Source organism: Sphingomonas qomolangmaensis (assembly GCF_024496245.1).
GTDB lineage: Bacteria > Pseudomonadota > Alphaproteobacteria > Sphingomonadales > Sphingomonadaceae > Sphingomonas > Sphingomonas qomolangmaensis.
The window spans coordinates 3286434-3310822 of sequence record NZ_CP101740.1 but is presented as its reverse complement, the minus strand read 5'-3'; the positions used below and the strand labels follow the sequence as shown (position 1 = coordinate 3310822).

At 63.7% G+C, this 24389-nt stretch carries 30 protein-coding genes and 1 pseudogene; 11 read left to right on the top strand and 20 right to left on the bottom strand.

Features of this window, described 5'->3' with window-relative positions:
* Positions 1 to 17: 17 nt before the first annotated feature.
* The 3 genes from NMP03_RS15615 to NMP03_RS15605 form a co-directional block, all read right to left on the bottom strand.
* Positions 18 to 590, bottom strand: coding sequence for a hypothetical protein (locus NMP03_RS15615; RefSeq protein WP_256506417.1), 573 nt, complete (start codon positions 588 to 590; stop codon positions 18 to 20).
* Between the two features lie 191 nt (positions 591 to 781).
* Positions 782 to 1633 (bottom strand): hypothetical protein, encoded by an 852-nt coding sequence (locus tag NMP03_RS15610; protein WP_256506415.1) that lies wholly within the window; start codon positions 1631 to 1633, stop codon positions 782 to 784.
* An 89-nt stretch (positions 1634 to 1722) separates the two neighbouring features.
* A complete protein-coding gene (locus NMP03_RS15605) occupies positions 1723 to 2412 on the bottom strand; it encodes a prolyl hydroxylase family protein (protein ID WP_256506413.1) in 690 nt (229 codons plus the stop codon).
* Between the two features lie 730 nt (positions 2413 to 3142).
* Between NMP03_RS15605 and NMP03_RS15600 the strand changes: the two genes are divergently transcribed.
* Positions 3143 to 3613 (top strand): toxin-activating lysine-acyltransferase, encoded by a 471-nt coding sequence (locus NMP03_RS15600; protein WP_256506411.1) that lies wholly within the window; start codon positions 3143 to 3145, stop codon positions 3611 to 3613.
* A gap of 385 nt (positions 3614 to 3998) precedes the next feature.
* Here NMP03_RS15600 and NMP03_RS15595 read toward each other — a convergent pair whose 3' ends face one another.
* The 11 genes from NMP03_RS15595 to NMP03_RS15545 all read right to left on the bottom strand — a co-directional run bounded on the left by NMP03_RS15595 (position 3999) and on the right by NMP03_RS15545 (position 11235).
* Positions 3999 to 4499, bottom strand: coding sequence for a helix-turn-helix domain-containing protein (locus tag NMP03_RS15595; protein ID WP_256506409.1), 501 nt, complete (start codon positions 4497 to 4499; stop codon positions 3999 to 4001).
* Positions 4462 to 4950 (bottom strand): hypothetical protein, encoded by a 489-nt coding sequence (locus tag NMP03_RS15590; protein ID WP_256506408.1) that lies wholly within the window; start codon positions 4948 to 4950, stop codon positions 4462 to 4464. The genes NMP03_RS15595 and NMP03_RS15590 overlap by 38 nt, the downstream gene beginning before the upstream one ends.
* Positions 4951 to 4984: 34 nt before the next feature.
* A complete protein-coding gene (locus NMP03_RS15585) occupies positions 4985 to 5338 on the bottom strand; it encodes a hypothetical protein (RefSeq protein ID WP_256506407.1) in 354 nt (117 codons plus the stop codon).
* 25 nt (positions 5339 to 5363) lie between these two features.
* Complete coding sequence (locus NMP03_RS15580; RefSeq protein ID WP_256506406.1) at positions 5364 to 5837, bottom strand: helix-turn-helix domain-containing protein; 474 nt, start codon at positions 5835 to 5837, stop codon at positions 5364 to 5366.
* Positions 5838 to 6218: 381 nt separating this feature from the next.
* On the bottom strand, positions 6219 to 6350 hold the full coding sequence (locus tag NMP03_RS15575; RefSeq protein ID WP_256506405.1) for a hypothetical protein: 132 nt from the start codon (positions 6348 to 6350) through the stop codon (positions 6219 to 6221).
* 254 nt (positions 6351 to 6604) lie between these two features.
* Positions 6605 to 8569 carry a relaxase/mobilization nuclease RlxS gene (gene rlxS, locus NMP03_RS15570; protein WP_256506404.1) on the bottom strand — a complete coding sequence of 655 codons (1965 nt, stop codon included), beginning with the start codon at positions 8567 to 8569 and terminating at the stop codon, positions 6605 to 6607.
* 255 nt (positions 8570 to 8824) lie between these two features.
* Positions 8825 to 9181 (bottom strand): hypothetical protein, encoded by a 357-nt coding sequence (locus tag NMP03_RS15565; protein ID WP_256506403.1) that lies wholly within the window; start codon positions 9179 to 9181, stop codon positions 8825 to 8827.
* Between the two features lie 219 nt (positions 9182 to 9400).
* Positions 9401 to 10006, bottom strand: coding sequence for a lytic transglycosylase domain-containing protein (locus NMP03_RS15560; RefSeq protein WP_256506402.1), 606 nt, complete (start codon positions 10004 to 10006; stop codon positions 9401 to 9403).
* The gene (locus NMP03_RS15555; RefSeq protein WP_256506401.1) at positions 9994 to 10572 is read right to left on the bottom strand and encodes a S26 family signal peptidase; all 579 of its coding nucleotides are present in this window, start codon (positions 10570 to 10572) and stop codon (positions 9994 to 9996) included. Before NMP03_RS15555 ends, NMP03_RS15560 begins: the two co-directional genes overlap by 13 nt.
* Entirely contained in the window at positions 10569 to 10796 is a 228-nt protein-coding gene (locus NMP03_RS15550; RefSeq protein ID WP_256506400.1) for a helix-turn-helix domain-containing protein, read from the bottom strand. Before NMP03_RS15550 ends, NMP03_RS15555 begins: the two co-directional genes overlap by 4 nt.
* A gap of 139 nt (positions 10797 to 10935) precedes the next feature.
* Entirely contained in the window at positions 10936 to 11235 is a 300-nt protein-coding gene (locus tag NMP03_RS15545; RefSeq protein WP_256506399.1) for a DUF736 domain-containing protein, read from the bottom strand.
* A gap of 384 nt (positions 11236 to 11619) precedes the next feature.
* Between NMP03_RS15545 and NMP03_RS15540 the strand changes: the two genes are divergently transcribed.
* Positions 11620 to 11835, top strand: coding sequence for a hypothetical protein (locus NMP03_RS15540; RefSeq protein ID WP_256506398.1), 216 nt, complete (start codon positions 11620 to 11622; stop codon positions 11833 to 11835).
* 63 nt (positions 11836 to 11898) lie between these two features.
* Here NMP03_RS15540 and NMP03_RS15535 read toward each other — a convergent pair whose 3' ends face one another.
* From NMP03_RS15535 to NMP03_RS15520, 4 genes are all read right to left on the bottom strand, one after another.
* The gene (locus NMP03_RS15535; RefSeq protein ID WP_256506397.1) at positions 11899 to 13674 is read right to left on the bottom strand and encodes a ParB/RepB/Spo0J family partition protein; all 1776 of its coding nucleotides are present in this window, start codon (positions 13672 to 13674) and stop codon (positions 11899 to 11901) included.
* Between the two features lie 102 nt (positions 13675 to 13776).
* Positions 13777 to 14175 (bottom strand): DUF2958 domain-containing protein, encoded by a 399-nt coding sequence (locus tag NMP03_RS15530; RefSeq protein ID WP_256506396.1) that lies wholly within the window; start codon positions 14173 to 14175, stop codon positions 13777 to 13779.
* Positions 14172 to 15026, bottom strand: a complete 855-nt coding sequence (locus NMP03_RS15525; protein WP_455153308.1) for an ArdC family protein — start codon at positions 15024 to 15026, stop codon at positions 14172 to 14174. The genes NMP03_RS15530 and NMP03_RS15525 overlap by 4 nt, the downstream gene beginning before the upstream one ends.
* Positions 15027 to 15273: 247 nt before the next feature.
* The gene (locus NMP03_RS15520) at positions 15274 to 15447 is read right to left on the bottom strand and encodes a hypothetical protein (protein WP_256506394.1); all 174 of its coding nucleotides are present in this window, start codon (positions 15445 to 15447) and stop codon (positions 15274 to 15276) included.
* Between the two features lie 340 nt (positions 15448 to 15787).
* Here NMP03_RS15520 and NMP03_RS15515 point away from each other — a divergent pair, with 340 nt between their 5' ends.
* The 4 genes from NMP03_RS15515 to NMP03_RS15500 all read left to right on the top strand — a co-directional run bounded on the left by NMP03_RS15515 (position 15788) and on the right by NMP03_RS15500 (position 19010).
* Positions 15788 to 16600: a hypothetical protein gene (locus NMP03_RS15515; RefSeq protein ID WP_256506393.1), complete on the top strand. Its 813-nt coding sequence runs from the start codon at positions 15788 to 15790 to the stop codon at positions 16598 to 16600.
* Positions 16601 to 16644: 44 nt separating this feature from the next.
* Positions 16645 to 17694, top strand: coding sequence for a hypothetical protein (locus tag NMP03_RS15510; protein ID WP_256506392.1), 1050 nt, complete (start codon positions 16645 to 16647; stop codon positions 17692 to 17694).
* The gene (locus NMP03_RS15505; protein ID WP_256506391.1) at positions 17691 to 18200 is read left to right on the top strand and encodes a DUF6998 domain-containing protein; all 510 of its coding nucleotides are present in this window, start codon (positions 17691 to 17693) and stop codon (positions 18198 to 18200) included. Before NMP03_RS15510 ends, NMP03_RS15505 begins: the two co-directional genes overlap by 4 nt.
* A gap of 108 nt (positions 18201 to 18308) precedes the next feature.
* Positions 18309 to 19010: a hypothetical protein gene (locus tag NMP03_RS15500; protein WP_256506390.1), complete on the top strand. Its 702-nt coding sequence runs from the start codon at positions 18309 to 18311 to the stop codon at positions 19008 to 19010.
* Positions 19011 to 19384: 374 nt separating this feature from the next.
* On the opposite strand, the gene NMP03_RS15495 is transcribed toward NMP03_RS15500, so the two are convergent.
* A complete protein-coding gene (locus NMP03_RS15495; protein WP_256506389.1) occupies positions 19385 to 19930 on the bottom strand; it encodes a DNA -binding domain-containing protein in 546 nt (181 codons plus the stop codon).
* Positions 19931 to 20024: 94 nt separating this feature from the next.
* Positions 20025 to 20174: pseudogene (locus NMP03_RS16245) on the bottom strand (transcriptional regulator domain-containing protein); the annotation flags it as partial.
* Positions 20175 to 20268: 94 nt separating this feature from the next.
* Here NMP03_RS16245 and NMP03_RS15490 point away from each other — a divergent pair.
* The 5 genes from NMP03_RS15490 (at position 20269) to NMP03_RS15470 (ending at position 24387) form a co-directional block, all read left to right on the top strand.
* Complete coding sequence (locus NMP03_RS15490) at positions 20269 to 21126, top strand: LuxR family transcriptional regulator (protein WP_256506388.1); 858 nt, start codon at positions 20269 to 20271, stop codon at positions 21124 to 21126.
* 78 nt (positions 21127 to 21204) lie between these two features.
* The gene (locus tag NMP03_RS15485; RefSeq protein ID WP_256506387.1) at positions 21205 to 21810 is read left to right on the top strand and encodes an acyl-homoserine-lactone synthase; all 606 of its coding nucleotides are present in this window, start codon (positions 21205 to 21207) and stop codon (positions 21808 to 21810) included.
* The gene (locus NMP03_RS15480) at positions 21810 to 22703 is read left to right on the top strand and encodes a phytanoyl-CoA dioxygenase family protein (RefSeq protein ID WP_406697927.1); all 894 of its coding nucleotides are present in this window, start codon (positions 21810 to 21812) and stop codon (positions 22701 to 22703) included. The genes NMP03_RS15485 and NMP03_RS15480 overlap by 1 nt, the downstream gene beginning before the upstream one ends.
* 3 nt (positions 22704 to 22706) lie before the next feature.
* Positions 22707 to 23303 carry a GntR family transcriptional regulator gene (locus NMP03_RS15475; protein WP_256506385.1) on the top strand — a complete coding sequence of 199 codons (597 nt, stop codon included), beginning with the start codon at positions 22707 to 22709 and terminating at the stop codon, positions 23301 to 23303.
* A gap of 169 nt (positions 23304 to 23472) precedes the next feature.
* Positions 23473 to 24387 carry a hypothetical protein gene (locus tag NMP03_RS15470; RefSeq protein ID WP_256506384.1) on the top strand — a complete coding sequence of 305 codons (915 nt, stop codon included), beginning with the start codon at positions 23473 to 23475 and terminating at the stop codon, positions 24385 to 24387.
* The last annotated feature ends 2 nt before the right edge of the window (positions 24388 to 24389 follow it).

Here is a 24389-nt window from a genome sequence, read left to right as displayed (position 1 = left end):
CGCTGATGAAGCTGGATTCAATTGTCAGGCTTGAACAAGCCCGGATGTTGCCAGCCCATCTCGATAGCTCTGGCTGCGCCCTTACCGGCGTCCATCACGACGTTAAGTGTGCCGCTTGGACTGTCGGGCGACGGAAAATAAGTGATGCTGCGAATGGGCTGCCGCGACGCGAATATTGTTTGGGGACGGCCCACCGCTCTGTCCTCCTCCGTCTGGAAGGCTCTCACGAGGGTAGTAGCAGGCAACTTCCAGACACCGACATAAGTGTCGACGAGTCTGTCGCCAACTTTGATAGTTCCCATTTTGTCTGCCATCAAGAAATCGCCGTCAGCCTCGGGCACGGCGGTTTCTGGCAGGGGTATCGGGACAGGAAAGCCTGACGCCGACAGTGTCGCTGAATCTCCACCATATTCCCGGTTAAGCTTCGTACCATTGTCCAGGTTGTAAGTACCACCCTTGAATGACTGAAGGATCGCAGCGCACGGCCCCGTTACGGTCTCCGTACTGCGCAGCGCAATACTGCCACCATCCGGCATTAGGGTGATACCTAATGATTCAACATCTCGCGACGTTTCGGGCGTAAATGCCATTGTGGTGCAGTTGTTAACACCAGATACGGAACTTAGGGGCTGCGACGTAGCGCTGCCTGCGCATGATATTGTAAGGGCTGACGCCCATATCACGATTGTTTTAGCGAGAATTGTCATAGGATACTCATATGTGTGATACTCCGAAGCCCCTCAGCAGAAATACTGTAGCGAATTCCTGCTGAGGCGCTCTATCAAGGAATGTTTACACCCGGCGGATAGTAAGGGGGATAGTACGGAGGCGGTGCCGGCGGCTGTGGAATAAATAGTGTGGGACCATTTGCGCTATAGTCTATTCCGGGGACTGCCTGATTCGGGCCTGCGTAATATACGGCCACCGCGCGCGCTATGTCGTTTGCGAACCGCTCCATCTCGGCGAGACGAACTGGGTCCTGTCCGGTATTGGCAATATTATGTGCACGGTTGTCACTTGTTAAATGGGCTATCTCGTGAAGAACGAGGAAGTTTGTACCCCTCTTGTCTTGGGTATGATCATTATATTTGTCTATGACGTCAATGTTCATACTAACAATGGGATCGCCAGAGTTCCAATTGGACTCACCTCGCCCTTCGGCGTTAGCGTAGCCCTTGAAGCCGACTGGGTTTATCACAAAGTCTGTTTTAGCCCAAGCCTCTTTCAGTTCTAGGCCTGTCACGATGTTGCCATCGCCAAGCGTGATCTGGGCATTGCCTGGCAAGGAAGTTATCCAGTTGCCTACCCTCACGATGCTTTCCTTGTAATCTTTAAGAGCCTCCTTCTGTGTGATGTCCAGATCGCTTTCCTTGAGCCCGTTGCCGAATGTAACATCATGCGATGCCGCATCGGCGGGGGGTGGGGCCGGAGGCGTACCAACACCGGTTCCAGGAGTATATGGTGGATAATATGGCGGATAGTAAGGCGGGGTGGAAGGTGGGGTGTAATAGGGCGGCGTGTAATATGGAGGCGGCGAGCCGGTGACGACGATGTCCCCTACTTCAGAGTCTATACCCGGATACGTATCGCCGCCGGATATATATTCACACTCTTCGGGTGTCAGCTTGCGCATTAAATCTCTCCTTCATGATTGGGGTTACTTATTGATGGCGATCGGCACCCTTGCGGTTCGTCGACGCGAACCGTATCGATGCGGCCTGCCTATAGTGCTCTGGCCGTTCCGCTGCTGAACACGTGAGCACGAGGCGGAGCAAACTTTCGTTGCCGATGCCATTTGGTCGCGATGTACTTGTCGCCCGCAACGACCGGCTCTCCACAGTGCAGCGAGGACGGGTTAATCTCGCCACAACCATTGAGATTGTCCCAGGCGATTAGGTTTCCTGCCTTGGGCCGGATCCTCACGCCAGCATTTGGAAAGGCCGTCCCCCCGCCGCACTTCGGCGTGTTCAGCGCCAGCATTACCGTCCAGGTACGCTGCCCTCCGACCTGCATTTCTGCAGGAAAATACTCGCTGCCCGGTACAAACGCGTCGAAATGCGGCCTGAATTCCTGCCCGACCCGATATCGCTGCCCCTCAATACCTTCCTGGCGATTAAGAGGGATGCCGGTCAGCTCGGATATTCGCCTGTCGACTTCGGCAACCAGCGGATGCCTACTGTGTGCAAGAGGACAGCTGTGGCTCGTCCTGAAATTAGCCTCCCCTGCTCCCATCAGTCGGGAAGGATGGTTATCAGCCTCGATCAGCTCGATAAGCGCCTCACATTCGGCGAGATCAAGAAAGTCGCGCAACAGGAATAGATCAATACCACGGCCCTCGATATGATACATATCGTCACGCCGCGACAGGTTATTCAGAACTAGCGATTCCGGTACGCTTACAATAGTCGACATCCGCCGGCTCCTCTGTGCGAATGGCAATATGGAGAGATCCGGTTTGCTGTCAAACAGTTATATCGGCATGGCGACGGCGTGCTTTGGCCCATAGTCGATAGCCATCAACGATATCTTCGGAAAGTACGCGGCACGCATCTTAGGAGGCAGGAGGCGTACCGCTCGTATATTAACTACTGCAAACCTATGCTTTCGGTCCATTATGGATATATTTATTCCGCCGTAATGGACTAGGTTTCGAACTGGAATAGCGGCCGCGCGAAGAGTGCCGAAATCGCCCGGCGCCTACCCTGATTGGCGGATGAACTGCAAATGGGTGAAGTAGGGCACCGCCTCCCCTTGAGGAGGGCATGCCAGGAAGATCAGCACCTTGATTGCGACTCTTGCCGAGATCGTAGCAGCATAACGACCCGCACTATTGGTGAGAAAATAATGGTCTCGCGGCCTTGCGCAGGCACTGCGGTAACTGGGCAGCCGACTTTCTTGGCAAGCCGGCCTTCGCATGCGAACCGCCGGTTGCTCGTATAACGGACATTCCCAGCAGCATATACCGTCTCCGCCAGATGTGCTGCCTGACGTCGCCTGCGTCATCAACCAAGACGCTGAATGACCGCCGGGTTTCTCCCCGCCGCTTGGCGAGCAGCATGGTGCTTGTATACTGGCAGCATTTCGACTCATATGTGTGGGCATCTTTTACATGGTTTCAAATGCACCATCCGCTCCCAGCCCCATGGCTGAGAAACGGTCTATTAGCTACCGGCTTGGCGCAGTAGCGCGCATCCTTTCAATGACGCATTACCGGTCAATTGACCTGCAAAGCATTGTTGCGCATACGATGCCGGCGATACGGTTAAATCAGATACTGCTTTTGGAGGATGTTGAGGGCAACCCTACGGCCTTTCTTACGTGGGCGTATCTGACTGATGAAATATCGCGAACGGCTTTATCCGGCGGCTTACCGGTTCTTCAACTCGGAGACTGGAATGGTGGGGTGCATCTTTGGATTATTGATATTGTCGTAATAGATGACAACATCCGCGTTTTGTTAAGGAGGTTTATCCAAATCGCTTCGCGAGGTCACAAAGTCGTCATGGGCATCCGAGGAGAGGGCAGCAGCCGCAGCATAAAAAGAGTCAGGATTTTATCGCGGTCGAGCTTTACGTCGGGCGATCCTGACGGGTCCGGTTTGGCTAAATCATGAGTGACAACAAGAGATTACATGACCGAAAGGCCGTTTGGCTAAGACCGCTATGTATACGCTCGATTTAATCGCGGATCGGCATCGTCCATTTCGCCATCGTTCCTCGATCGCGTGGCGGTCTTCGGATCCAGGGCCACAGCTGGTCTGACAAAGGCGCCTAAATGATGGTGTATCTCTCTAGGTCAGGCAAGGTTTGGCCGAACACGCGTCGCCTGAACTCATCAGTACGCGTGATGAGATGCTGTAGCATATTGGGCAGCCAATCGACCTGCGGATCCGCCGGAAACAGCGGGGCGAGAGAAGCGCGGACGGGCTCGGTGATGATGCCTCCGCGAACCCAATCCTGGACTGACTTGGACTTTCGGGTGCCAGTGCGGAGCTGGGACTAGAACTCGACCATGGCCTCCTCGACGATGAGGAGCCCCTGCGCTGAAAGCGCTACGAGCTGCCGGCGTCCGTCATGGTTATCAGGCGTCCGGACGACCAGCTTGCAACGTTCGAGTGATCTGATCCAGCGTAGCGCCGTGGTGGGCGGAACACAGGCGGCGATGCACGCACTGGAAACTGACACTTTTCGCCCCTCGTGATGGGCAACGAACAGGTCGAGCATCACATCCCAGACCGGATCTCCGATCATGGCAGCATGGACACCGAAAATGCGGTCGCGGCGCCGTCGCGCGGCATAAAGCCTCTTTGCCCGCGCGGCCGCCGAAAGCACGGCAGGTTCTTCCCCTGCAGGAGCTGCACCGGCGAGCCGGGGCGCTTGATAGGCGAGATCGCCACACCCCTTACCGTCCAGCGCTGCACAGCAAATCGCAACAATCGATTCGAGGGCATCTTCCGTGACGTCACGCCTTGGTATCGCGGAAGCGGTTTGCTGCTTCATCCGCGTGCCTCCGAAACGACCAGGCATATTCGGGCAGCCCGAGCCGTTGCCGATCGCGATGCCGTACCGTGCCGATAATCATTACCGCCAGCATGAAATAGGCGGTTTTGCCGACCACCAGCCAATAGGCGATGGCAAGCACGCCATGATCGTAGCCTTTTACGCCGTGCGCCATCAGTGCAAGCAATTGCAGGGCCGCGATCCCCATGGGCCAATAGCGGTCGGCCAGTAGCGCAACGCCAGTCAAGCAGACGAAGAGCACCAGATCGACCCTGACCAGAGCCCAGTAGACACCGTGGTAGCTGGTCGAAGCGTCGTGCGGCAGGGCTGCCGCCCACGACATCGCCAACAGCAAGAGCACCGCAATCAGCCGTTCGGGCGCGCCACCACGCAAGCAGGCGTACCCGCTGGCGAGACACTGAGCGAAAATAAAGACTGCCACCGACGCCATCTCGCGACGCTACCCGATCCGAGCCCTCCATGTCTCAGGCAACTGAGTCGGCACAGGATGCGCTGGCACCGATGAAACCAGGCAACACAGCATCGCTCGGCTTGGGGTGAACATCACCGTATGCCTTGACGTCGACCCCAAGCTGACGACCCAGAACTTCCAATAGCCGATGCGCCTCGGCACTGCGCGTAAGGGCGTCTGCGATCGCCAGGTTAGCGACCGTGAGCGACCGAAGGATCTGATGTCCGGCGATCGGCGACAGGTCGCGGTGAACCTGAGCATCGATCGCGGCGCTCGCGAGCTGTCCACCAGCGGCGTAGCTATTGCGAAGCATCCGTTCATACGCGTGCAGTGCGCCGACAAAGCGTGCGACCGGATCGACCTGCACGTCTTCAGCTTTGTCGCTATGCCCGTCAGCGCAGGCCTGTTGCGAGATCGGAGATGACACGCATCCCGACGGCGAGCATGCCGAAGCTGGCGGCGAGCACGATGGCGAAGCCGATGATTGCGATGAGTCGGGCGACTGGACCAAGATCATTACCGATTGCTCCCTTTTTACGAACCGGGAGAAGCGTGAACTGTTGTTGCAGCTCCTCCGGCTCGTTAGTGGTTAGCGATCGTGGCGACGTCGCGACGACCCCGGTTTTTTCGGGTATGGGTTTTCCGGGGGTATCGGCTGGAGTGCTGTTTCCATGGATCAGCTCGGCTGCGTGACGACGATTGCGCGCGCCCAGCGCAGTCACAGCCTCGGCGATGTACGTATCAACGGTGCCGACCGCCAGGCCGGTGATTGCCGAAATTTCCTTGGAGGTGCGACGTGCATACACGTGGCCGAGACACTCGTGCTGCCGCGGCGTCAGTCGCGCGCCATCAGCGTGGGTAGCCATCGTTGGGTCCATCCCGCAGAGTTAGTCCCAAGCAAGGCGAAGTAAAGTGCAACCGGTTCGCCGTGGGGAAGCGCGTTGATTGCAGGACGCGACCAACCCCTGCTGGCGGCGATGATCATCAGAGCACGAACAAACCCCCGTCATCGGGATCGCACTGGGCGGACAGCCGGACCCGCTGGTCCGATCGCTACGACCGCCTTGTCTGCGCGAAGTGCACCATCGGGTGCCATGCTGGCATAACGAAGACCTATCGCCACGCCGGAAACACCTGCCCGCACAAAGTCATGAGTTCCAAGCGGCAGGGCCGCTGCAACGCCCGCATAGCATCCCCGCTTCCGGGCACAGCCTGAGTTGCCGGTGCCGGGCCAGTCACGATGATGCTCATGGCGTCAGAATGGTCGGCGCTACCATGGCGGTCTCGCAGCTCATCATCGCCGGCCAAGGCTCGTCGTCGCCGGGCAGCCAAACCACGGCCACGGCAAACCCGTGCCGGTCGGTGATTTCGAACCACATCTGCGCCCGATCGACTTGCCCTCACCGACGGCATGGACCCTGAGTTTCCATTCGCACAAGTCGGTACGCGATCCAAGTATCCGCCCTTCAACTTTTCGAGCCATGAATGCCAGCCCCGGAGATCCCGCGCATAGATTATCGGGTAAGCGGCAACGCCTCGAAGATCCGGGCCCACGCCCATGACACTGGTGCCGCGTTCATCCGCCCTTTGCGAGTTGCCGGAGCACGCCCCGTCCGGCAACAGTTCGAGCAGATCATGATACCTGCGGTCCGCTACGGCTTCGGCCCAGCTGCCAGCTTATCCCGTCGGCACGCATGATACCCCCGACCGGCTTGCCAAGATGCCGATCAAGCACTGGTCGCCATGGCACCAGCGTGAACTCCCGGCTGCGCTCGACAAGGCCATAGCGTCCGCTCGCCAGCGCGACGCGCCTCGTCAGCCGGCCTTCGACCTTCTGGCCGGGCCCGGCCTCGACGAACGCCTTGCCAAGCTCCTCGCGCAGCGTGCCTGCGGCGCGTAGCAGCTCGCGCCGTTGTAGCGCTACCAGCACGCCTCGCCTCAGCCTCGCTCCGCCCTCGCCCTCTGTATCGGCGAGCCCTTGTTCGACCAGCCATTGTCGCCGCGTGGCAAGCGCGACCCGCACCTCGCGCCCGAACCCGGCGTCGCGCGCCACCACCGGCTCGTCTCCGGCGAGCACCCGGTCCAGCCAGGTAGCGGCCTCTGCAACAGGCAGGCGGTCGAGTGGCATCGAAGAAAGGGTCTCGATTGCCGCGGGTCGGTCCCGAAGCTGCCGGCTCTCGTAGGCAGTGGCCCGGTCGACATGGTCCCCGGATATGATCCAGCTCCCGTTCGCCTCGCGCTCGACAACGCTGGCACGCCGCATCGCTTCCAGGCGACGGACATGTGCCTCCGCGAACGGCCTGCTGGCATCCGGATCATGCTCGAGATGCAGCTCGACCGAGTATCGTCCGCCATGCGCCTTCGCCACCGCCGCTATCGTCCTGTCGGCCTCGCGCATTTCGGCCGTCCGCGGCGCAACCCGCACGATGGCACCCTCGGGTGTCGGATCGGTGGCGCTGGCGCGGCCGATGTCAAGATAATGAACTCGTCCGTCGATCCCGTCGACGATGAGATAGTGGCGGTCGCGATGCTCGTCCGAAAAGCCGCGCCGGATGACGCGCCCGATCAACGTTGCAGGCAAATCGCTTTCGATAACGCGGTCGGCGTGCGCCCGGTCTAGCCGGCGCGCCGTAAGCTCGCGCTGCATCAGCCGGATGATGTCGCCGCGCTCGCCCATACGGCGGAGCGTCTCCTCCAGCCCTTGGGCGAGCTGCCAGCGGCCACCGCCCAGATCCTCAGCCAGCCCCATCGCGCCCAGCTTTCTCAAGCGCCCCGTCGCCACCGCCTGCTGGAAGGGATCATTGTGGGCAGGGCCGGTGACGCGGTCGGCATCCATACGGCGAAGAAGGCGGCGATCGATCGCGGTCAGCCGCTCTTGCCCCACATCGTGGCGAAGCCGGCTCTCGATCTCGCGGTCGGTGCGCGGGCCAAGGTCCAGCGTGGCAAGCCCGGCAGCGCGCTCGCGAAGTCCATGCGCAATATATTCGCGGGCGATGACAAGATTCTCGCCGCGGTCGTCGACGCCGCGCAGCATAATATGGGTGTGCGGCTGGTCGGTGTTGAAGTGATCGACCGCCACCCAATCGAGCCGGGTGCCAAGGTCGTGCTCGGCCTGCGCCATCAGGCGACGGATATAGGGCTTGAGGTCGGGATATTCGGCGCCGTCCTCGGCGGAAACGATGAAGCGGAACTGGTGGCGATCTTCGGTACAGCGATCGAGGAACGCCTTGCCGTCGGCAGTATCGACATCGCGCCCGTAGAGCTCGCCGGCAGCTCCCTCGCGCGTCACACCGTCACGCTGGATATAGCGCAGGTGTGCACGCGCCGCCGGCAGCCCGGTCCCGGCCATGCGCACGAGCCTTGCCTTTACGATCGCGCGCCGCGCCCGGGACCCGCCAAACCGGTCACGGCTCGACAGCAGCCTAGCGATGCTCGCACCGCGCCCGATCCGGCTGCCGTCGAACCGTCGCGCACGGACTCCGCTTTTGCTTCCTGCCAGCCGCGCGGCGGCAAGGACGCGTCCGCCATATTTCACGAGGTGCCTGCCGTCGCCGGCGCCGGGCTTGCCGGGCCTCGGCGTAAACTCGTCGTCGCTCACCGCCCGCCTCGCAGAATATCGCGCATCGGCCCGAAAAACGGCGAATTTCCGCCACCCCTGCGAAACCTGTCTCGCGCGCCGGCCGCCGGGTCTCGCGAAAAAAGGATGTGCAGACAAAGACCTGGCAGGTGTCGCGAGACGCTGCCTTTATCTTGTTTTCCCTTTTCCTCCCTTTCGCTTGCCACCCGGCGCAAAAAGAGAGCCGGGACACGCTGCCTGCAGAGCAGCGCATCCCGGCCCGTGTCGGGGCATTTCTCACGCATCCGCGAACGCCCTTCGCGCCTGCTGTGCGCTTCGGAAGTTACGTTTGCCGAGCATACCGTGGGCGTTGCCATCGCCATCGACGAGCATCACCGCGACGAACCAGCGCCCGCCGATCTGGCCGATGATCCGCACCCGGTCGAGGTCGATTTCTGCTTCCTCGACGCCATGATAGCAGCCGAGCCAGCGTTCCAGGACCCGCGCCTCCCAGTGGAAATCGGCTTCCTCGGCCTCGAGGAACCGCTCAGCCAGTGCCGCGCCTGCTTGCCTTCCGAACTCGATTTCAAGCCCCGAAACCAGTGCCGCCATCACGCGATCGGCCGCGCCCGAGATGGATACCAACTGTGCCATGATCATTCTCCGCTTGCAGTCCTCACTATCGAGGACAGCATCTCGGGGACGGACGGCGGAGTGGCGGTCAGGGCCGCCGAAGCGACAGCGCAGGCGCCGCGAAGCGGACATGGGGGGAACCGATTTGCGCAGCAAATTGGGGGGCACCCATGGGCCTTGAGGGCCGCTTCGTCGTCCGTCATGCTGGGACTTCACGACGAGCCCTCCCTCCCTATCATCTCACGGGACCTCTCGGCGGAGCACGAATATCGCGAGCACTGGGTTCGAATAACTGGCTTCGCGGGTCGGCGAAGGCGCGACGCGGCGTACGAGAAACAGCGTGTGGGCCGGTGGGGAACTGGCCTCTGTCGGGGCCGGCACATCCCCGCTGACACTGCGCAGATAGGCCATGGTTTCGGCCGGCAACCTGGCCTCGCCGCCGAGCCAAGCGGCATAGCGCGCGGGGCCGGCGTTATAGGCAGCGAACAGCCCGGGATAGCCGAACCGGTCGTACATGCGCCGCAGATAACAAGCACCGGCGACAATGTTGTCGGCCGGCAGGTCCGGGTCGTCACCAAGGTCGAGGTCGCGCCGCAACTCAGCCCAGGTCGCGGGCATCAGCTGCATCAACCCGATCGCGCCCTTAACGCTGCGGATCGGGCGCCCATCGATGGTTGTCTTGCCGGCGCTTTCCGCTTGCATCACCCGCGCAATCCATTCCCCGGGCACGCCGCAGCGTGTTGCGGCGGCCTGGATCTCCACCGACCATCGCGAGACCCCGCCGATGCCCGACGGATCCGGCAAGGCTAGCAGCGCCGCCAGCGCGAAGCCGCTCAGCGCCGCCATATGAGCCTCACCCGGCCGATGAAATCGCGGCGATTGGTGATCCCGAAATAGCGCCCGTCGAACGAGGCGGGCGCGTCCATCAGCAGCAGATATTCGTGCGCGGCGAGCCGGTGGCAACCCTGCCACCAGGGCAAACTGCGCCCGCTGGTATCGCGCACGAGACGGGTCGCTACCGGCTCGCCACCTACCAGAATCGTTGGTCCGAAGGCACACACCAGGTCGCCCGGAACGGCGGCGACGCGCTTCACCAGCGGCACGTTGGCAGGGAGATAATGACGGCGTGCGGCGAGCGTCCGCCACGGATCCGGCGCCCATGCGATCGCCATGTCGCCGCGCGACACGGCGCCGCCGGGCCACACCCAATAAAGTCCGATCGGCGCGCTCACGCTGGCGTTCCAGACAAGCCGCGGCGTCGGCGAATAGACCGCCGGTGCTGCGAGGAGCACCATCGCCGCGCCGCCGAGGATTGCCAGGCGCAGATGGCGCAACTTGCGCTGGTTATGGGCAAAGCGCGCCTCGCCCCATGCGAGCAGCGGCGCCTCGGCAGGCGGACGCTTCGCCTTCACGAGCTTATCCCGCGCGCGCTATGCTCGCGGCTCCAGGCGTCGAGATCGTCGATATGATATTGGACGAAGCGGCAATGCCGGCGGAATACCGGGCCCTGCCCGCGCACCCGCAGCCGTTTGAGCGACCGCCCCGAGAGCCCGAGATAGCTTGCTGCCTGCTCGGTGTTGAGGAAGGGCGAGCCGCGCTTCGCGCGCGTTGCCCGGTCGATATCGTCGCCGTCCATGCCGCAATCCTTCGATGCTTCGAACGACACCGGGGATGGCGTGCCGGGCACCCCGCGAGGAGTGTCGAAAAGGGCATAGCCCGGATTCGACACCCCTTGGGGGCACGTCCCGCGCCGGGGAAGCGCGGGACGCGGAGGCTCAGCGCGACCAGATCAGACTGTGCGTGCCTTGCTCGCCCTCGACCAGGGTCGCGTAGATCGGCGCGGGGAGCGAGGGATCGTCGAGCTTTACCGAGACATAGGGCCGGTCTTCGCGCGAGATCTTGGTCCAGCCGGCGCCGAATTCGACGCCTTGCGAAGTCGTGATGCGGTAATCGGGCGCTTTGTCATTGTCCTTGCTCGCGGGCTTGATGCTCGCCTTCGCATTGAGCGTCAGGGTCCGGATGGTGCCGGTGAACACGCCCGATTCGTCGCGGGTGAAGCTGCCGATGGTGGCCATGGGTATTCTCCTCGTTTCCTCGAAGCCGCACCATTGCGGCCTCGATGGCGTCGAGCGGGCATCGCGACGGCCGGCATGCATCCGGCCCGCAGGGACGGGCCGAAGCGACAGCGAAGGACGGCGAAAGCCGGCTTTCTTGCCTCGCGAGGAAGGCGCCGGGGCTGAGCCCCAAGCCGGGGAAGAAAGCCGGCGACGCCGTTGCTGGCCAAGGCCGCGCGGTGCCAGACGGCCATCGTGGAAGAGGCCGCATGCGGCTGCGTGAAGGACGCGGAGGAGCGTTGCCTGCCCCCATTTCGGTGCCCCGGTCGCGCGCAATCTGGCACGCCGCAGCCCGGCTGCGCTGACGCTCCGCGCAGGTTATGAAGCCGAACTCAGGGGGAAGTCATGACAATATTGGGCCAGATCAGGGCATTGTTCGAGCCGCGGTCCCAGGGGCCGGTCTGCGACGATTGCATCGCCGATCAACTGGCCCTCAGCGTTCGGCAGCAGGTCGATCACAAGACCCGCGACCTCGCCGGCCAGGGTGGGTTCGAGCGCAGTATCGATCCCTGTTCGCTGTGCGGCGCGACCAAGAAGGTTATCCGGCGCGCGGCACGTTGAGGGTGCGGTCGGCGCCGAACCACGGGCAAATGGCGGGGCGGCAATGCGCCGCCCCGCAAGGGTTCAGGCGGCCAACGCCTGCGATTCGACGACCGACTCAGGGGCCGGTACGGGCCGAGCCGCCTCGGCTCTGGCAGAGGCGCTCACGGTGCCGACGCCGCCGCGCGTCGTATAGGCGGACGGCGGGAACGCCATCCAGCGCGGCACCCAGTCCTCGACCTTGGGTCGCCCATCGGCACCGCCGAGATGATCGGCGATGATCTTTTTGAGCGTCGCCGTCTTCTCGCCGGCATTGGCATTGGCGACGCTCTCGCCCGCGACCTCGGCGACGATGGCGGTGAGCACTTGCCGGTCGCGGACGAGCTCGAAGAAAGCGCCATCGGCCTGCCACCAGTTCGCCATGCCGACGCCCAGCTCGACGCCGACCGCCTCGACCGCCGGGCTCCCGGCGGCGAGCGTCTCGCCGATCAGCACCGCGACCGCATCCATGACGAGGCGGTCGGGGAGGTCGAGCAGCGGCAGGAAAGTCGCCGTCAAGCGGTCCCCGTCCACGCCTTCCACGGCGCCGCCGCACAAGGTCGGCGTCTCGGGATCCATGCCGAGCGCCGCCAGCAAGGGGCGACGCCGGGCATCGAACACCGTCTCGCCGTGACAGGTCTCGACCGACTCCCGGACGGCATCGCTGCGCGCTTCCTGCGGCTCGGAGGTGACCCGCCACAGATGCGAGCCCGCAATCGCATGCGCGACCATCAGCCTGAGCGCGACCTTGGGCCGCGAGAGCAAGGCGGCGCGCACGGCGGCATGGCGATGCAGGTCGATATATGTCTGCATCGGGCCGGTCACCTCGGGGCGCACCGGCTTGGGGTGGTCGCTCTCGGGCGCCTCGCCGCGCGCGAGGCGCTTGGCTTCCTTGCGGCTGAGATAGCCCTCGTAGAAGACCACTTCGCCGCTGGCGCGCACTTCGATATAGACGCGCCCGCCCTTGCGCTTGGGGGCCCGCTCATATTCCCAGTGCTGGAAATGCTCGGTCGGCGGCACGATCTCGACGCCGGTCCATCCCGCCTCCAGATAGGCGACGCGGCGCTGCTCGATCGCCGCGTCCTGCGCCGCCCAGAAGGCATCATTATCGGTTACGTAGCGCCGTTCGTCGAACAGGTCTGCGACCAAAGCGACCCCGCTCGTCTCGACGTCGAACAGCGCGTAACGAGCGCAGATCGCCTGCCCGCCGAGCAGCCAGCCGCGCAGCTGCCAGCCGGTCGGGCAATGCCTGTCGGGCGCGTCCCACAGCGCCAGCCAGTCCTTTTGCCGAGCCTTGGTGGCAAGGGTGAGGTGGCGCACCGTCGAGGCATCGATCTTGTCGTGACGATACAGATAGCGGATGCGCGGCAGCAGATTGCCGAGCGCCAGCGTGCGTCGGACGGCGAGCACCGGCAGCGCGAAGGTATCGGCGATCTCCTCCGGCGACTGGCCTTCCTTGACCAGCCGGACGAAGGTTTCCCAGCGAGTCACTTCGTCGGGGTCGAGCCGCGCCATGTTCTCGATCAGCGACGCCTCGACGGCAGCGGCATCGTCGCCGTCTTCAAGAATCGCACATGGATAGAGGAACCTTTCTCCATCGCCGACGCGCTCGGCGGCGATGAGTTCTCCGGCGCGGAAGCGGCGCGCACCAGCGAGGATGCCGAAGCGATCTTCCTCGCCGGGCCGGACGATCAGGGTCTGGAGGATGCCGCGCTTGCGGACGCTCGGCAGGATGTCGGAGACATCGGGCGGGCGCTTGGCGAAGCGCATATTGGCCTTATCAACATAGAGCTTGTCGATCGCGATGAATTCTAGTTTCATGGGTCTTGCTCCTTGTGAGCACCGGCCCCGTGCATCTTGAGAAGTGGGCGGGACCGGTTTTCGGGGTTGCGGCGAAAGGCGCGCCGCGCGCCTTTCCCGCCGTCACCCGGACGGCGGAAACCGGTCGGCCAGATCGGATCCGGTCGCGGTGGCGCGGCGGAGCAGCGCCTCGGCTGAGAGAATCGAGCCCGCTTTTCGCGACCAGGCTGCCCAGACCGCGAGCGAATGGCGGGTCGCGAATGTCAGGTCGCGCTCGATGCGCATACCGAACGGCAAGCGCAGCGCCTCGATCTCGCGCAAAGAAAAATAGCCAAGTTCGGGACAGCCGAAGCCGAGATCGGCCAGCCCGAACAGCGTATCGCCGTCTTCGCCCAGTTCGCTCGCCAGCCATGTCGCAGCGCCCATCGGGTTGAACAGCTTGGCGAGCGGACGCTTGTCGGCGGCGTCGCTACAGGCCTGCTGGCGCAGCGCGGCGCGAAGCTCTGGTGTGAGCAGGCTCATGCTGCGCCCTCCATCGCAGGCGCTTCCGAATGGAAGGTGAGCAGGAAGTCGGCTGCCTTGCTGGCGAGGCTTGCGGCGCGAAAGATCGCGCGATTGTCGGCGCGCAGCACGGCGAGCCAGGAGCCCAGATAATCGGCGTGGCGGACGCTCGGCACGATCCCGAGCGCGGCGCAGAGAAAGGCAGACGCCAGTTCGGCGACCAGTTCCTCGCGGGCATAACCCTCGCTGCCAAAGGGGTTGGACAGATCGCGCGCAAGGCGACTCGGATGCCCGGTCCAGTGGCCCAGTTCGTGGAGCGCGGTGCGATAATAATCGATCTGATGCCGGAACGCGGGCTGCGGCGGCACCCGCACATAATCCTGCGCCGGCGCATAATAGGCCTCGGCCCCGCCGATCCGGAAATCGGCGCTGGTCGCCGCTATCAGCGCCTCGGCGACCGGGACGATCTCGCGCGGCGGCAGGGGCGCCGCACCGCTGAGCATCCGCTCGGGCAGGCCGTCGCACTGCGCGACGTTGAACAAGGTGAAGCGCTTGAGGAAGGGCACGGCGCGGGCCTCGCCGCCCTCGCTTACCGCTCGCTCCTTCTCGGCCTCCGGCGTGAACCTATCGGCATAGACCACGCCGACTCCATGCTCGCCCTTGCGGACGCACCCGCCGGCATCCAGCGCCTGCCGGAAGGTCAGCCAGCCCTGCGAAGCATAGCCCCGCGCGATCACCTCGCCCCACAGGATCAGGACGTTGATCCCCGAATAGGCGCGGTTAGAAGCGGCATTGCGCGGCAGGCCCGGCGCTGCGGCAGCAGCGTCCCACGGCTGCACCCATGGGAAGCGCCCGGCCTCAAGCTCGGCCACGACCCGCGCGGTTACCTCTCCATAGATCGAGGCGCGAGCCGTGCTCCCCTCTACCTCTCCCCGCGTCCGACGCTTGTGGTCCTTGCTCACGATCTACCTCCTCACCAAAAACAGCACCCGGCCCCGGAAAGCGGGGTGGGCGGCGAGGAAGCCCTGGAAGGCCCGCGGCCAGGGGCGGGGCGCACCGCAGGCAGCAACGCAGTGGAGGACCCGGGCAGCGCCCGGGTTGCGCCCCGCCCGAGCGGGCCTAGACGGGCGCGACGGCCATCCCGCTGACCGGGAGCGGCCAGACAGCGCCGGCGCGCCAGCGCGCCGTCCACATCAGCATGCGCCAGCGATCGTCACCGCCAAGGCCGGGACGCGGCACGCGGCCCGGCGGCGCGCATGCGCCGTAGAGCGCGGTCGCAGCGACGCGATGCACGAATAAGACGCACTCTTGCCGACAACGCAGGCGGGGCGGCGTGCGCGCGCAAACCGTGCGCCAGCCGCCGCCGCGCCCCCCGGTCAAAGGCAAGTGTGCATGCGCGGGCAAACGAGTTTCTCGCGAACCCTGTGGCTGCGTGCAGCCGCAGTGTGAGCACCCGCCAAACCCGCGCTCCGACAATCCGCGTCGCGTCCCCGAGGCGCCCTTCTCGCGAATATGGCCTTGCCGCTGCGGGTCAGCTGCTCAATGTTCAAGAGCTAACCGCAAGTCTCGCCTGACAGCTGCCACTGTGCCAGAAAGTGATATGACCCACGCACCTCCCGCGCTTCGTAGTGGAGTGATCGTCACCGCCTGCGACATCATGAATTTCATCGGGACCAATGCCGAGATCGAAGGTCTCGTCCTCGAATATGATCTGCTAGATCAGGTGGCGAGCGGCGGCTCGGTCGCAAAGACGATGCTGAACCTGAAGAAATTCGCGGTGCTGAATGCATCGCACCGGGTGATGACCGACAGAGGCGAACGGCCGCTCGCTGCCGTCCTTGTCGACAAGGCAATAGAAATCGCAAGGAAGGAGAGGCGGGCCGCGGCATTGCTCGAGAAGCTCGAGCGCTACCTCAACCTCGACGGCTATTCGCTCATGTTCAGCGCCGTTGACGGGCTCTTCGATACCCGGAAAGTGCCCTCGGGATTTACAATCAGCATGCCTGCCTTCGTGGAGCTTCCCGAGAGCGCGAGCGAGGTGGACCTGCTGCTCGACGCAAACGGCTTTGAGGTCGCAATGCGCCATCTCGACAGCGCGAGAGAAAACATCACGCAACGCGACTGGGAGGCGGCGAACGGTCAATGCCGCACCTTCCTCGAAGCGCTTACCGACGCGATCGCAGACGATCTTTACGGTGCCGAAGCAGCATCCCTGCAGGGCGGGCTCGCGAAACGCCGGCTGCTTGCGGACAGGGGGTTCCTCTCGCGTGCGAAGCACGAGTTTGGGGAAGGCAATGGGCACGCATTCCTTCCGGGCCTGGCGAAGCTTCTTCATCCCGATGGCGCGCACCCCGGGATCTCGAATCAATCGGACGCACTGTTCCGCCTTCAGGCGGTCGTCGTGACTGCGAGATGGCTTTTGAAACGCCATGAAGCCGTCCGTTAGGAACGGGCTGCGCCGTGACTAATCACCAGGCAGGGGAAATCTGAATGGCCGGAATTAAAGGGCTGAGGCTGTCGGGTGAGGCGAGGCTGGTTGCGGATGCCTACCTGGAATGGCATCGGATCCTGATCGCGGGATCCGAACCGGTGGGCGCCGCTCAGCAGATCGTCGGCACCGAAGTCCGTTTTCGGCGCAACGCCAGGCACGAGAGGATGCACCTCGACTTCTGGGTAGGGTCCGCAGCCGGTACAGCCGTGCAGTTGAATCAGCCCGGGACCGCGGGATCGGAGAACCCGGGGACCACGATAGCAGTGGATGACAGGGGCGATCGATATCTGGTGCGCCAGGGGGACCTGCACGAGAGCCCGTCGTCGCCGCGCATACAATGGGGCGAGTTCACGCGCCGGACCGGCCTCGAGCCCGAGCCGATGCAGGTAAAGGGGGCGCCGTCGCGAAAGGAGTGGCACATCGTCACGCCGCTGGATCACGTCTCCCATGCTGCGATCCGCGATTCGACCGCCGAATTCGTCCGGACCTGCTGGAACGCGCGCACCTACGGGCAAAAAGCCGCTGACGATCAGAGCCAGATGGCTGCGCTGTTCGGCAAGCGGGAGCGAGGCGGCTGGTACGACATCGACCCTGCGTTGCAGCCGACGCGCGTGCTGCGCATCCAGGGGTATGTTCTTGAATGCCTCGAAGAAGTGCTGAAGCCATTCGGGATAGAAATCCAGAAGCCGCGCCACGCGGCCAATTACGAGGTCGATGGGGCGATCGACACCGGCGCGGGGCCGTTGCTTATAGAAATCAAGACCGGTGTTTCGGCCGCCGATGTCTATTGCGGCGTTGGTCAGCTCACTCTTTATCCCATCGTGTTGCCGGATCTCGCAGCGCACGCGAGGCTGTTGCTGCTGCCAGGCGATCCGACAGCGCATCTCATCAAGGCGCTGAAGTCCTGCAAGGTGGAACTGCACAGATACGAACTCAAACGGGGCCGGCGCCGTGCGACGGCTGTCTTCTCGGCTGCATTCCTGCGCCGATGCGGCGTATCGGACATGGATGTCCGGAGCCTGATCGCGGCTGGCAAGGCCCTGGCATGAAGCGCGACGAAGATTCGAGCGCTGCCCGCACCGACCAATCGGTTGGTACAATACGCCTGCCCGAGGCGGTGAGGACGTTGGTTACAGCCCACCGCGCGCTGGTCCTCTCATACGCGGCAACCGACCTGCGCTTCACGCTCGATGGCCGGCTGGTCGGCGACATTGGCGAGGCCACGGCTGCGAGCGCCTTTGGCCTGGGGCTTTGCCGGAAACGCATGCCGGGCGTCGACGCCCTGACGCGTGATGGTCGCACGGTGCAGATCAAGGCCAGCGGAATCGGCAAAGGGCCAGCGTTCTCGCCGGGGGAGGGCTGCGCGGATCACCTCATTTTCCTGATGTTCGACTTCGAGCGGGCCGAGGCGCGCGTCCTGTACAATGGCCCCGAAGCGCCGGTTCGGGCCGAGCTACCGCTCAAGTTCACTGGCACGAAGCGCGTGTCGGTGCCGCTGGTTCTGACGCTGGACGCTGCCGTCGACGAGTTGGACCGCCTGAAGAGAGTATGTTGATTGAGGCCAAGGCCACGCTCGGACAAGGCAATCTGAGAAGGGAGTATTCAGATTTGCGGCGTAACCCTCGTCGCATTCGAAAATGAGGTGACGATGCCCTGCCCGCTCTTGATCGGTATGAATCCGAGCCCCCGCTTTCCCAAGACGTCGTGGCACCCGGAAGCGGAATCGACCAGAATACTGGCCGAATTCGCTGTCGGAGACGCCGAGATGACGTGCTACCTCGAAGACGGTCTGGAACTCGACAATCTCAACCCGGCGATCCCGGAGGGCGCCGACAAGAAGATGTTCGTGGACGTCACGGTCGCGCGCGAGAGACTCGACAACTGGGCGAGACAGGGTCGCCTGCACGACCGGCTGGTCGTGCTGCTCGGCGATCAAGTCGCTCGCGTCTTCACGACCTGGGCCGAAATCGAGCCTGTCCCAGGCGACGGAGCCTCGCACATTCGTTCGTCACCGCGCCTCGCCGGCGTAGAAATTCGACTCGCTCGGATTCCCCACCCCTCCCGCATCGCCCGTCTGCGACGTTCCGCTCCCGATAACCTGGAGAGTGCCGAGATATGCTTTCGTTCCTTAGGCGCAATTTACAAGGAGGGCGAGGCAATTGCCTTTGCCGAAAGGCTCGAGATAGATCGCAAACACATAGAGGAGGATGAGCGGGTAACGGCTACTCTCATTGTGATGGAGCAGAACATGCTTCTGCGCGAAGAAGAGAACGCCGAAGCGCGTCAAAGCAGGCTCGAAGCTCGACGGGAATTACGACTGGAACGATTTCACGTACAGTTCGACGGAGATGATATCGAAGAATAGCCAGGCCCGGGGCAACGAGCGACATCAATACTTGAAAAATAATGAGTGGGCTGGAACGGATCAGTCAATCAGTCCCGCCGCTATCGAACGACAACTTTTGGGCGCCCACCGAGCTCCAGCTAACGGAACCAGGGGTTGATATCGACATGCCGGCGGCAGCCTTCGGGGAACGTCGGCCCGCTTTCGCGACCCCGACGGGAACATTGTCATCCTTTCTAGCCGGTGATCTGCTTTCCAGGCCGCCTACATCTAATGCCCGCTTGCGGGTGCACGTTGCAGCATGGCTGGAGGCGCTGTTGGAAGCATTCCGGAATGGCTGGATCTGACCGGAACCCAAAGGCGCCGCCGACCTGGGCACAGCGCAGAGGTCTGGCTCAGGTGCGCAGCAGCGCCCGCCAGGCGCCAGCCGCCATGCGCGTAGCCTCCTCGACACGCCGGCGCACCCGCGACATTAGAAAGTCAGACCGCCCCTTCCACTCGGAGCCGACGAGCTGCTCGCCATAAAGGGCAACTGCCATCTCGCGATAGGATGCGCCTGCTGCGATCGCATCCCCGACGCGCAGTGTCTCGAGTCGCCGCGGCAGGCCGGGCTCAGTCGGATAGAGCGTCCCGGCGAACCGCCCGGTACGCCACAGCCCGAGCATGCGCCGCAGGGTCAGGACGTGGGCATCGAGTTGGGTCAGCCCAGACAGGAGATAGTCGAGCCGCGCCGGCCCCTCCTCGACCAATGTGCCCTCGACCACGTCGATCCGAATGCGGTGCCAGCCATCGGACAAAGCGACATGCTCACGTCCGCCGCCGCGCACTATTGTGGCCCAGCGCGCCAGACGCGCCAAGTCGATCGCCTCGGGGTCCGATCCTGCGGCCGGCAACGCGCGGACCTGGAGAACGAACGGGTCGAGGTCCGCGTGCCAGAGCAAGCGAGCCTCGGGTGCCGGCCGCGCCGCATCTTCCGCGAAAGCAGAGTCCAAAAGCTCGGGCCTCCGCCTCCATCTCGAGATGCAATACGATGCTGTTGCTGCGCCGCAGGCGCGCGCTCATCGCGGCATAGGCAGGATCGCGGCGCAGCCACTCCCAGGCGAGGCCCGCGCGATCGATACCCTCCAGCGCGCGATACGGCGCGCTGTCCCGCCAGTCGGGACGGCCCTCAGGCGCGGGCCCCATCGCCGGCCAGACGAGACAATGCGCCAGCTCCAGAGCCGCTTAACCGTGGTTGCCGCGACCCTGATTTGCCCTCGAGGCGCGAACCGAATATCGAATGCTCATCGATCCATCTGCGGTGTCGACGGAAAAGCGGCGCGCGCGGACAGGGCATGACTGGGACGAGGGCGCAGCGGCTTGGGGCGCGTCCGGCATCGGCGTGGCATGGCCTATGGTACTCGCGACAGCAGAGAAATTCGCAATCGCAGTGCAGGCCGCGGAAAGCATCGCCGAACTCGGCGACCTGCTCGACGCGATCGCGCGCGAGATGGGCTTCCAGCATTTCGCGCTGGCGCATCACGTGGATATCCCGCGAGCGCCGCAGCCGGCGATCCGGATCCACAACTATCCCGGCGAGTGGGAGGCATATTTCGACGCTGAGCGGCTCGGACCCTCCGACCCGGTGCACCGGGCGAGCCACCTGACCAATGTCGGCTTCCACTGGTCGAAACTGCCCCAGCTCATTGTGATCACGCGGCGCGACGAGGAGATCCTCGCGCATTCGCGGCGCATCGGGCTGGCGGACGGCTTCACGGTCCCGGCGCACGTCCCGGGCGAATCGGCGGGCTCGTGCTCCTTCGCGACCGTCAGCGGGAAGCCCTACAGGATGGAATGGATGCCGCTGGCGCAATATGTCGGCGCCACGGCGTTTGAGGCCGCGCGTCGCCTGTCGGGTATACGTCGCATCGATTCCGACCGACCGCGGCTCAGCGACCGTCAGCGCGACTGCATCTACTGGGCCGCGCGCGGCAAGTCGGACTGGGAAATTTCGCAGATCCTCGACATCGGGCATGACACAGCGATCCAGCACATGAAGGAGGCCCGTAGCCGCTACGGGGTCGGCAACCGTACCCAGCTCGCGATCCACGCCCTCTATGACGGGGCGCTGACCTTCACCGATGCGCTGCGACGCTGAAACTCCCCATTTCTGGGGAATGGCAACCTCGGACGACCAGGCACAGCATCAGGCTTCCACGACCAAGGAAGCCTTGCCATGCTATTCACACACGACGACGACAGCGCCGCAAGCGACGCGGTGATGCGCGCGATGTTCGAAGCCAGGAAGCGCGTCTTCGTCGACCTGCTCGGCTGGGACGTGCCGGTTCTCGCCGGGCGATACGAGATCGACCAGTTTGACGACCGCTATGCGAGATACCTGATTCTCGCCGACGACGCCCAGAACCACCTGGCCTCGGCACGGCTGCTGCCGACGACCCGGCCGCACATCGTCGGCGACCTGTTCGCCGAGCTGTGCGACGCCCCCCCTCCCAGCGGCCCCGACACCTGGGAGATCACCCGCTTCTGCCTCGACCGCAGCCTCAAGGCGGCCGCGCGCCGCCAATGGCGCGACGCACTGGTCGCCGGGCTCGCGCATCATGCGCTAGACCAAGGCATCACGACCTATACCGGCGTCGCCGAGCAGGGATGGCTGAAGCAGATTCTTGCATTCGGCTGGCGGGCTGAACTGCTCGGCGCCCCGCGTACGATCAACAACATGACGATCGGCGCGATCAGGATCGAGATCAGCACCGACACTCCGGCACTTCTGGCGCGCCGCGGCATCTTCGCCGCCGTCGATCTCCACCAGGAGGCGGCGTGATGGCAACCCAGTCCCTTACCTCCGCCCCCCAGGCCTCGACCGCGTCCTATCCGATGGTGCAACTCGTCGAGCAAGGCTATTGCGTCGTCCCCGACGCGCTCGCGGCCGAGACGATCAAGGCGCTCGACGCCGACCTGGCGCACAATTTCGCCGACACGCCGTTCTGCCAGGGCGGCTTCTATGGCGAGCGCACCAAGCGGTTCGGCCGGCTGCTCGCCCGCAGCCCCCATGCCGCCGAACTCGTGATGCACCCGGAGATTCTTGGCATCGCCGAGCAGGTCCTTGGCCCCTGGTGCGACTGTATTCAGCTCAACCTGACCCAGGCGATCGCACTCCACCCGCAAGCGCTGCCGCAACTCCCGCATCGCGACCAGGATATGTGGCGCGGTCCTACCGGCACCATCGAATATCTCGTCAACGTGATGTGGCCGTTCACGCCCTATCGCGAGATGAACGGCACCACCCTGATCTGGCCGCGTAGCCATGGTGCCAAGGCGCTCGATCCCGATCCCGACACCGCGCCGATCGCGGTCGATCTCGACCCCGGCGATGCGCTGATCTTCCTCGGTTCAACGCTGCACGGTGCCGGCGGCAACCGCAGCTTCACCGTTCGCCGCGGCGCGATCGTCAGCTACTGCCTGGGCTGGCTCAAGCCCTATGAGAACCAGTGGCTGGCCTATCCGCCCGAAACAGCGAAACACTTCGCGCCCGAACTCGCAGCACTGATAGGCTACCGCCAGCACCGCCCGAACCTTGGCAACTATGAAGGGCAGTGCCCATCGCTCCTGCTGGGCGATAGCCCCCCCCACCCGCTCGGCGCGATCGATGCGCTACGACCTGATCAGCAGGCACTGATGGAGGCGCATGTCGCTGGGCAGCGCGATCAAGGATGAACCATGAGCCCCGGCGCCACCTTCGAGCGCGTATATCACGATATCAAGCGCATGCTGGCGGAAGGCGAGCTTCCGCCCGGCACCCCGATCGAGCCCGCCATGCTAGGCAAGGAGATCGCCTCAAGCATCACGCCGATACGCGATGCCCTGCATCGTCTCACCGGCGAAAGACTGGTCGAGGCGCCGAACCATAATGGCTTCCGCGTGCCGCTGCCGACCGAGGCTGCTCTACGCGATCTATACGACTGGAACGCGCAACTTCTCGGTCTCGCCGCACGCCGCGTGCGTTCCTCGCCGCCGCGATCTTTGTTGACCAATATCACACGTGATGCTGATTTGGTCGCAGCGATAGCCCGCCTCTTTGTTGATATCGCCAACGCGACCGGCAGCCCAGAGCATGTTCGCGCCACCCAAAACCTCAATGATCGCCTCGCGCCGTTTCGCCGTCTCGAAGCACAGATACTGGGCGATGTCGGCGCAGAGGCCGACTTGCTGGCGACATTCCACAGCAAAGGTGACCGCACTCAGTTGATCAAGTTGTTGGGGCAATACCACCGTCGACGCATGAAAATCGTGCCGGCGCTCCTGGCCGAGCGCTAGCGCTAAGGCCGGTGCGGAGTGGCTGAGAAGGCGTACCTCCTGTCGGATAACCACCCGCTTCCGTGCAGCGCGCCCGGCCGTTAGCGAGAAGCAGAATAAATGCGGACTGGATTGCACATGCTATCGAGTATATAACATCGTATCGTTTCTCGAAGCTGCAGTTTATGCCATGGGCGCCGTGATTTCCGCTTGCACGAAGAAGAAGTCTGGAGCTGTGCAAGCCTCGGCGTCGAACATTGTGCCCGGCACGATCGAGGAAGTCGGCGCTCAATGGATCCGTGCGCTTCAGGGAAGTGAAGCGCTCACGTCGGCGGCGGCGCTCTATCAGGGCAGCAGCCATACCGAAAGCCAGCGCGCTGCGAGAAATTTGGACTTTCCGCACCTAATCGTTTCAGCCGGACTGGGCTTGATTTCAGCGGACGCACCGGTCCCACACTATGCAGCCACGATCCTCGCCGGCAACGACAGCGTCCTGGCTTTGCTCAGCGGTGGCGACAAAGCAGCGCGTTGGTGGCGCTGGCTGCAGGCGAACTCGCCTTTGGCCCAGTCACTTGATCATGTTCTGAACACATCTGATGGACCGTGCTTGATCGCGCTGCCGCAACCCTATCTGGCAATGATCGCCGATGAGGTGCTGGCGCTACCGCCTGCGGCACTGGAACGCGTCCGGCTTTTCTCCGGAATGCAGGCACCTCAGGCCCTGGCGCATCTGCAAATGCCGTATGACGAGCGGCTGGACGACAAAAGCAAGACGTACAGAGGCACCCGGCAAAACTTCGCTTCGCGCGCGCTGCGGCATTTCGCGGAAACGATTTTGCCGGGGCGAGAGACGCAATCGGCGGCGCAGCATGCGCTCGCGGTCGATGCATCGCTCGCTGACTGGACCGCACCGGAACTGACGGTCGGACAGCGCAAGACCGACACAGAATTGCGCGCCATCCTTTCGGCGCACTGGGATGCAATGGGGGGCCGGTCAACGCGGATGCTGAGGCTTCTTCGCGACGATCTAGGCATTGCCTGCGAACAAGGCCGGTTCGCGGGCTTGATGCGCGACATGCGCGCAACACGAGGCGGAACCGCATGAGG

Excerpts from the sequence above, each read along its gene's own strand:
- NMP03_RS15540 (WP_256506398.1), top strand. The coding sequence starts at position 11,620 with ATGACAATATTGGGCCAGATCAGGGCATTGTTCGAGCCGCGGTCCCAG.
- NMP03_RS15505 (WP_256506391.1), top strand. The coding sequence starts at position 17,691 with ATGAAGCGCGACGAAGATTCGAGCGCTGCCCGCACCGACCAATCGGTT.
- NMP03_RS15565 (WP_256506403.1), bottom strand. The coding sequence starts at position 9,181 with ATGGCACAGTTGGTATCCATCTCGGGCGCGGCCGATCGCGTGATGGCG.
- NMP03_RS15510 (WP_256506392.1), top strand. The coding sequence starts at position 16,645 with ATGGCCGGAATTAAAGGGCTGAGGCTGTCGGGTGAGGCGAGGCTGGTT.
- NMP03_RS15580 (WP_256506406.1), bottom strand. The coding sequence starts at position 5,837 with ATGGCTACCCACGCTGATGGCGCGCGACTGACGCCGCGGCAGCACGAG.
- NMP03_RS15595 (WP_256506409.1), bottom strand. The coding sequence starts at position 4,499 with ATGAAGCAGCAAACCGCTTCCGCGATACCAAGGCGTGACGTCACGGAA.
- NMP03_RS15600 (WP_256506411.1), top strand. The coding sequence starts at position 3,143 with ATGGCTGAGAAACGGTCTATTAGCTACCGGCTTGGCGCAGTAGCGCGC.
- NMP03_RS15575 (WP_256506405.1), bottom strand. The coding sequence starts at position 6,350 with ATGTGGTTCGAAATCACCGACCGGCACGGGTTTGCCGTGGCCGTGGTT.
- NMP03_RS15550 (WP_256506400.1), bottom strand. The coding sequence starts at position 10,796 with ATGGACGGCGACGATATCGACCGGGCAACGCGCGCGAAGCGCGGCTCG.
- NMP03_RS15605 (WP_256506413.1), bottom strand. The coding sequence starts at position 2,412 with ATGTCGACTATTGTAAGCGTACCGGAATCGCTAGTTCTGAATAACCTG.
- NMP03_RS15560 (WP_256506402.1), bottom strand. The coding sequence starts at position 10,006 with ATGGCGGCGCTGAGCGGCTTCGCGCTGGCGGCGCTGCTAGCCTTGCCG.
- NMP03_RS15615 (WP_256506417.1), bottom strand. The coding sequence starts at position 590 with ATGGCATTTACGCCCGAAACGTCGCGAGATGTTGAATCATTAGGTATC.
- NMP03_RS15530 (WP_256506396.1), bottom strand. The coding sequence starts at position 14,175 with ATGAGCCTGCTCACACCAGAGCTTCGCGCCGCGCTGCGCCAGCAGGCC.
- NMP03_RS15545 (WP_256506399.1), bottom strand. The coding sequence starts at position 11,235 with ATGGCCACCATCGGCAGCTTCACCCGCGACGAATCGGGCGTGTTCACC.
- NMP03_RS15470 (WP_256506384.1), top strand. The coding sequence starts at position 23,473 with ATGGGCGCCGTGATTTCCGCTTGCACGAAGAAGAAGTCTGGAGCTGTG.
- NMP03_RS15535 (WP_256506397.1), bottom strand. The coding sequence starts at position 13,674 with ATGAAACTAGAATTCATCGCGATCGACAAGCTCTATGTTGATAAGGCC.
- NMP03_RS15480 (WP_406697927.1), top strand. The coding sequence starts at position 21,810 with ATGGCAACCCAGTCCCTTACCTCCGCCCCCCAGGCCTCGACCGCGTCC.
- NMP03_RS15590 (WP_256506408.1), bottom strand. The coding sequence starts at position 4,950 with ATGGCGTCGGTGGCAGTCTTTATTTTCGCTCAGTGTCTCGCCAGCGGG.
- NMP03_RS15475 (WP_256506385.1), top strand. The coding sequence starts at position 22,707 with ATGAGCCCCGGCGCCACCTTCGAGCGCGTATATCACGATATCAAGCGC.
- NMP03_RS15490 (WP_256506388.1), top strand. The coding sequence starts at position 20,269 with ATGCTCATCGATCCATCTGCGGTGTCGACGGAAAAGCGGCGCGCGCGG.
- NMP03_RS15610 (WP_256506415.1), bottom strand. The coding sequence starts at position 1,633 with ATGCGCAAGCTGACACCCGAAGAGTGTGAATATATATCCGGCGGCGAT.
- NMP03_RS15485 (WP_256506387.1), top strand. The coding sequence starts at position 21,205 with ATGCTATTCACACACGACGACGACAGCGCCGCAAGCGACGCGGTGATG.